This is a genomic window from Paraburkholderia sp. RL17-373-BIF-A (assembly GCF_046030175.1).
GTDB lineage: Bacteria > Pseudomonadota > Gammaproteobacteria > Burkholderiales > Burkholderiaceae > Paraburkholderia.
The window spans coordinates 1-6,670 of the sequence record NZ_JARESO010000127.1 but is presented as its reverse complement, the minus strand read 5'-3'; the positions used below and the strand labels follow the sequence as shown (position 1 = coordinate 6,670).

The 6,670-nt window shown below is 60.8% G+C and carries 2 protein-coding genes and 5 pseudogenes; 1 reads left to right on the top strand and 6 read right to left on the bottom strand.

Going from position 1 to position 6,670, the window contains the following annotated elements; genetic code table 11:
* The 3 genes and pseudogenes from P0D80_RS47945 to P0D80_RS47935 all read right to left on the bottom strand — a co-directional run.
* Nucleotides 1-122: pseudogene (locus P0D80_RS47945) on the bottom strand (Tn3 family transposase); the annotation flags it as partial.
* Nucleotides 123-1,086: 964 nt separating this feature from the next.
* Nucleotides 1,087-1,968, bottom strand: a complete 882-nt coding sequence (locus P0D80_RS47940) for an alpha/beta hydrolase (RefSeq protein ID WP_408295222.1) — start codon at nucleotides 1,966-1,968, stop codon at nucleotides 1,087-1,089.
* 2 nt (nucleotides 1,969-1,970) lie between these two features.
* The gene (locus tag P0D80_RS47935; protein WP_408295219.1) at nucleotides 1,971-2,768 is read right to left on the bottom strand and encodes a DUF4118 domain-containing protein; all 798 of its coding nucleotides are present in this window, start codon (nucleotides 2,766-2,768) and stop codon (nucleotides 1,971-1,973) included.
* A gap of 503 nt (nucleotides 2,769-3,271) precedes the next feature.
* Here P0D80_RS47935 and P0D80_RS47930 point away from each other — a divergent pair.
* A pseudogene (locus tag P0D80_RS47930) lies at nucleotides 3,272-3,358 on the top strand (beta-galactosidase); the annotation flags it as partial.
* A 189-nt stretch (nucleotides 3,359-3,547) separates the two neighbouring features.
* On the opposite strand, the pseudogene P0D80_RS47925 reads toward P0D80_RS47930, so the two are convergent.
* The 3 pseudogenes from P0D80_RS47925 to P0D80_RS47915 form a co-directional block, all read right to left on the bottom strand.
* Nucleotides 3,548-4,465: pseudogene (locus P0D80_RS47925) on the bottom strand (beta-galactosidase); the annotation flags it as partial.
* 70 nt (nucleotides 4,466-4,535) lie between these two features.
* A pseudogene (locus tag P0D80_RS47920) lies at nucleotides 4,536-4,739 on the bottom strand (carbohydrate ABC transporter permease); the annotation flags it as partial.
* Nucleotides 4,740-5,404 (bottom strand): annotated as a pseudogene (locus tag P0D80_RS47915) (carbohydrate ABC transporter permease); the annotation flags it as partial. It abuts the pseudogene before it with no gap.
* Nucleotides 5,405-6,670: the final 1,266 nt, after the last annotated feature.

Genomic DNA, 6,670 nt, shown 5'->3' with positions numbered 1-6,670 from the left:
AGCCTGCCAAGGTGGTCCGCCGCCCGGTACACGGGGTCACCCTGCGCCGCGCTACCGAACCGCTGCAAAGCGACATTTGCGCTCACGCGTCCCGAGTGAATCGACGCGACGAGGCGCAGCAGCTCCTATCAGCACCGGGCTACAGCTACGAAATCAAGCCGCGCCCTGCCGATCTGGGCGGAGGCTGGCATCTGCTGCTTCTTGAAGACGGCACGGAAGTCGGCGGCGCGTGTTCCCCGCCGACGCTGATGCCGGATCCGCAAGCCGGCATGGACTGGCGGAGCAATCACCGGGGCCCAGCGTGGGCATTGGTTAGGCAGAGTCGGCAGTGCACGGCCTCGCGACGCGTGGGATGCCTACCTTCAGCAGTCCGCACACGACGACGCCCCTCAACAAGGCCATGCCATGGCTCGAATGGCGAGCAAACCAGTAAGAGACCCGGCGGTTGTCGCCACGCGGGATATGGAGACGGGTAGGTTCCTGGTCGGATACGCCCGTGCTGGCAGTTCTTGGTCTGGTACTGACGTGCACCTTCGCCTGATCCATCAAAAGTACAAGGGTTACCCGACGCACAAACTTTTCTTGCCATCGAAGAAGCTGACATCGATGCACGACGACTTGATTTGGATGACTGAGGCCGCCGCCTGTGAAGTTGCACATCCACCGTGACATGGTGGCAGCCTCTTTAAGCGTTCTAGCAACTAATGATAGAAGCGCGAATTTCGCTCAGGCTCACTGGTCGAGACTGACACCACCGCGCTCATGTGGCCAGAGCCCACCTGCCAGACATGCAGGCCAATGAGCTTTCGCCACGGTCTTCGATGGCGTGGTGGGGCACGTTCGCTGTCATGCGCCGGTCCGGATAACGTCGTGCAGAATCGCAACAGTGTCGCGAGATGATCAATCACCGACGCCGTCTGGCTTTATGCCCGGCCGCGGCGATAGGCCGGGCGGTGACGTGCGTCGCCCGAATCGCGTACTGACCCGTCTGCAGGGCATGCTCATTCGGGCGTCGGTTCGACTTGCAACACCCGCTTACCGCTGCGAGCGCTAACCATCGACGTCCAAAAGAGGTGATGTCGAGCCTCATGCTTTCCTCGCCACGGCGGCCAACTGTCTCAGGCGCCGCGCGAGCGCCTTTGATATGACTGGCGCTGGATTGTTGCAGGACGCCGAAGCTGCAGCACTTTCGCGCAGGAAAAGTGCGCATTCGCGCGCGACGACCTCGCGTTCGTTGTCAGATGTGATCATGTGGTACGAGTCGTCGAGCCAGATAGTGCGAAGAAATGACGCCCCGACGTTCGCCACAACGTAGCGCGCGTTATGCGGGCTGGACGTCTCATCGTCAATCGCGTGAATGATGAGGCAGTCGGTGCTTATCCTCTTCAGCTTCCTGCGTACCGAGTTTGCAAGCCGGCTCGCTTCGTGAAGCGCTGGCATCGCAATGGACGCGGGCCCTACTTCACTGATTCCGTCTCTCTGCATCGCGCGTGCAATCTTCGAGCGCAACGCCTCGTTGCGCAGGCCATATGGTGCGGTCTCGCGATAACGGTCGCGCGAGCGCAATGGTGTGTAATAGGCGTAGTCGAGCAGAAATCGATACCAAGGGATCGCCCAGCCGTCATAGCTGAGTGTGATCGACAACAGCATCAACGCGCGCGCGCTCGGGCGCTCTAGAGCGACGGCGGCGGCCAGCGTCGCGCCCATGGAGAGGCCGCACACGGAAACATGCCGGTGTCGCGCGGCAAGCGCGTCAAATTCGGCGACGGCTGCGCTGATCCACTGTTCCATCGGTACATGTCCGGTGCCGGCGCTGTAGCCACGAAGTTCTGGCGTGTGAGTCGCGAAGCCTTCCTCGCCGAGCGTGCGAGAGAGGAACCGCAATTCCGCTGGAGAACTTGAAAGGCCGTGCAAAATGAGAGCAACATGATCGTTGCCCGGAGCAGCCGGAAATTGAGAAGGGTTCATAGTCAGTCTTCCGCCCGAAGGATCAGAAATTCGCCGGACGGGGTAATGAAGCGTTCGCACACACATTCGACTGCGTGCCAACCGTGTCCGCTCGATAGAAAACGCATGCGGTAGTGACCGGGCACCAGGCGGTTGTTCAGACGCGCGAGATCATCCTGATGCACTTGCGAATGCCTGGCGCCGTAAGCGATACCCGTAATAAACGATTCGTTGTCGACGACTCCCCCAGCCGCAGAGGTTGCCTCCGCCGCGACGAAGCCGCCGGGCGGCGCGCTTGTTGCCGGATCGAGCGCCTTGATTAGAATGAGCGATCGGTTGTGCTGCGCGATGTGATGCAGCATGCGATGCATTTCATCCGTGGCGCGACGCGCGAGCAGGCGTTCGTTATCGCCACGCAGCAGCATTTCATAGCGCGAGTGCGCTACGGACGCCAGCAGTTCGGCACGATACTGCGCGCGTCTCAAGCGCTCGACCAGCGTGATGACAACAATCGTAATGATCGTGTACGAGAGCAGCAGGCGGATATCCGACGCATCAATGATGTCGATGCGTTCGTAGGGAGGGACGAAAAGGTAATCCGCGAGACAGAGTCCCGCCAGCATCACGCAGAGTGCAGGCGCGAGGCCACAGTAATACTCTACGAGCACGGCGGCGATAAGAAAGGCGGTGCCTGGCATGATCGGGCCGAGCAGCGGGTGAAGTATCGATCGGATGGTGGCGGCGGTAAAAAGTGCAGCCGCCGCGATGATCCACCGTTTGCGGCCTCGCGAAGCCCACCGTCGAGAGTTTTTGACTTTCATTCGTTTTATAAAGCGACGTGACGTTTTCCTATAAGCCGGTCATTGTGCCAGACACGTTTCTGACAATACCCGCTATCTCAGGCAAAGTTTGGTTAAACGGTAGGTTCCCTACATGGGATGGCGGCAAGCGGGGCACGGCGATTGGCGTATCGAGCTGGCGATTGTCCTTATAGTGGCGACAAAGCTGATAAAGCCCCGCAGGCGAGACGAAGCATGCGCCTACTCACCTTTTTATGCTTTGCTGTCGCCGCCTATCTGAGCGCGGCGCTCTCGCTGTTTGTGATGCAGGACCGCTTGCTGTTTCCGTCCACGCCCGACACAGCTGATCCGCGCACGCTCATTGGCTTGGGTAACCACGTCGACGCGTGGAAAGCGCAAGGCGGGTATGTAGATTCAGTGGCCACGGCCGTTTCTGGGTGATGGAGCAGGAAGCGGGACCGGTGAACTAGGCGCCGTGGGATCCCGCGCCCGGCTTGTTGCGGCTGTCGGCCTACTAAGCGTTCGTGCGCGGCGCGGAACTGGTGTCGTATTTCCGCTGGCGTCAGGCGCTGTTTGCGCAGGGGCAGATGCATTCGGGCCTGCACCTGCCCGACGACACGCCGTCGCCTGGCGGTCGCGAGGTGGCGGGTGCGACGCGGGAAGTCGAGGAGTCTGCGGAGCTGTTGGCGCTTGCGCAAAGCGGGCCGGCGCACCCATCGCTCTCTACGAGACACAATGGATGTTCGAGATCCAGCGCCACACCAAAGGACTTCGACTATCAGACGCTCGCGTTCGAGTACGATGCCGCGATAGCGATCGTGATCGAACGCGGACACGTGGGCATGTCCGGTGCGCGCATAGCGGGCCTTGTCGGCTTCCGCGAGCGCAATCACTTCGGTGCGGGCAATTGGGTAGCCGTCCCACGTTGCCACGTCGATGCTGCCGTTCGAGGCGAAGCGGTAGTGATCGAAGGTGGTGAAGAAGCCCATGAAGTTGTGCAGCACGTCTGCATGCGGCGCGTGCCGCCGCACTACCTTGGCCTGTTCCCGATGGAAACTCGTCACCTCGTCGGACATGAAACGGCGGAAGTCCAGCAGATGTACCGGGTTCGCGTCCGCCGGCGTGTGGTTCGGCAATTCGATCGAGTCGAACGACGGATACTCCATGCTCCAGAACACGTTGCCCCAGCGCGTGTTCAGTTCGCCGACGGTCTCGTAGCGGCGCGCGAGCCATCCGCGAAACCGCCGGCGAGCCGCGCTCGAATAGCTCGGCACGGTCTCGTGACAGCCGAGTTCGTTATCCGTTTGCCACGCGACGACGGCCGGATGCGCGCCATAGCGCGCGGCCATTGCTTCGGTGATGCGTACGCATTCGCGCCGGTACGGCTCGCTGCAAATGTCGTAATGACGGCGCGAACCGTAGTTCCATGTCGTGCCGTCGGCGCGCACCGGCAGCATGTCGGGAATCGCTTCGACGAGCCACCTCGGCGGCGACGCCGTCGGCGTGCCGAGCACGATTTTGAGGCCCGCGCCCGCAAGTGTGTCGATCGCCCGGTCGAGCCATGCCCATTCATAGACGCCCGCGCGCGGCTCCATGCTGCTCCATGCGAATTCGGCGATACGCACGTGCGTGATGCCCATGTCGACCATGCGTCGCGCGTCGTCGGCCCACATCGTGTCGGGCCATTGTTCGGGGTAGTAGCAGACACCCAGTTGCATTGTCGTGATCTCCAGAGATCGGTGTTGTGCCGCGCTGCGCTCGCACGCGCGGTCTACGATTTGCGACCGCTCAGCCCTTGCTGGCGTCGAAAGTGAGTCCGGCAACGAAGTGCTTCTGCATCGCCAAGAACATGAGCACCGACGGCAGCGCGGCCAGCATCGAGCCCGCCGCGACCAGGTTCCAGGCGGTCGTCCATTAGTCTTTGAGCGCGGCGACGGCGACGGTGATCGGCGCGGCGTTGTCCCCTTGCGTGAGGCACAGCGCCCAGAAATAGTAGCTTTCGCGGTAGTACTTGATGGCCTGGTCGTACATGTAGTACGCGAGGACGGTGGAGCTGTCGAAAGGACCACCGCCGCTCATCACCGAAATCAGATCGAAGCTGCGCGATGCACCGATTACCGTCAGCACGACCGCCATGAAGGTGGCGGGGCGCAGTTGCGGAAGAATCACGTGCCAGAGCAGGCTCCAGCCTTTCGCGCCTTCCATCCGTGCGGCCTCCGCGACTTCCGGATTGATGGAGGTCAGGCCTGTCAGATACAGCACCATGCAGTAGGGCGTTTGCGGCCATAGCGCGGCGAAGACGATGCCGAAGGTCACAGTGCGCGGGTCGCCGAGCACGGCAATGCCGTGTCCGACTATCAGCTTGAGCAGACCGAAAGCGGGATCGTAGAACCAGCTGAACACGAGTCCCACCACCACGCTCGACAGGACGAACGGCGCGAAGCACAGCGACTTCACCACGCGCATGCCCTTGATCTGCTGGTTCAGATACAACGCGAAAAGCAAGCCGAGCGGCCGAGCGAGCAGGAAGAACACGAGCCAGAGCAGGTCGTTCTTCAGCGCGAGATAGAACGTGTCGGCGTGGAACAGCTCGACGTAATTCGCAAGACGATGAAGGTCTCGGGCGTCATGCCGTCCCAGTTGTAGAAGCTGAGCGCGCCTACCGGTTACGCCGCAGCGCTGGGATCCGAAGCCTTCGTTACTGGTGGGCGGTGCGGAACAATCCGCGCCATGCTCCAGTTGCGACGACCTTGATGTCGCTTCAGGCGAATAGAATCAAACGCTACCGACAGATGGATGAGGCGTTCGCCGCGCCATCGACCGATATCAGGCTCCGAGGTTTCATCCGCTTAGCGTGCTTTGTGCTCCGTTTTTTGAAGCGATTCCTGTGTGGCCCGGGCAGAAAATACGGTTCTATCTCATCAAGACATTCGCAATTTGCTTAACTACTACACGAGGCAAATCTCCAGCCGCTGTGGGAGAGATATGTTGGTCGCACGAGACGCGTTCCTCATTTCGACGGAATTGGAGGTTCTCACACGGCAGACACAACATATGGTCTCCGCGTCGCAATGCACCGCAAGAGGCTCGTTGATTGCGCGCTTGCGAGCTCATACTGAAGATTGGTCCGCTGCATCCAGACTACCGCGGACCGCCTGCCCTTTCGCTTCAGGAAGTGGCAGTGCATGGATCTGGCCGGCGAGGGCTGCTATAGGCTGTCCGGTCACTTCGACTTCGCGAGCGGTCGCCAGCAGGCTTTCAAAGGCCAATGCCGGTTCCCTCCAGGTAGCTCATCGATCTGGCCGGCGAGCGCAACTGGGAGGTGGCCTTTCCAGTCGCGTTGAGTTTGTGGACATCCTCGAGCAGGACCATCGCGCCATCAAACGCCGTATCAGACCGATGACGAGCTCCAAGGACTTTCGGTGCTCGTGCATCACAGGAACGGGCAAATGAAAGAAGCCAGTATTTAGCGAACGGCGGCCGAGCAATGCTATTCGCTGATGATGTGACAGTCCTTATCATACGGGGCGTGCTCGCCACCCATCGCTATCGCGACTGAACCAGTGTGCCACGTACCAGCGCACGCACAGCAGGATCATGTCCACCAGGTAGTGCAGCCGCGTGAGCACCTTTGCCAGCCCGTGTGGCCGCGTGCGTCTTCTTCGTCGTAACCATCGTTGGTTTGCCACTTTCATCGCGGAGGACGAATTGAGTCCGTCGCCTTGGTGCAACTCGCCCGGCTGAACAGGGCTCTGCCGAGCTAAGGTTTATAACAAAGTCAATTTTCGATGCTCCCGGCAGAACTCGATAGCTGGCTCGCCGCGAGACTATTAGCATGCAGTGTTGCTGCCCGATGTCAGGGTGGCGATCCTGTTACGCCTTGCCGGTGCGACGGGTCGGATCTATCCTGCCGTGCAACAACC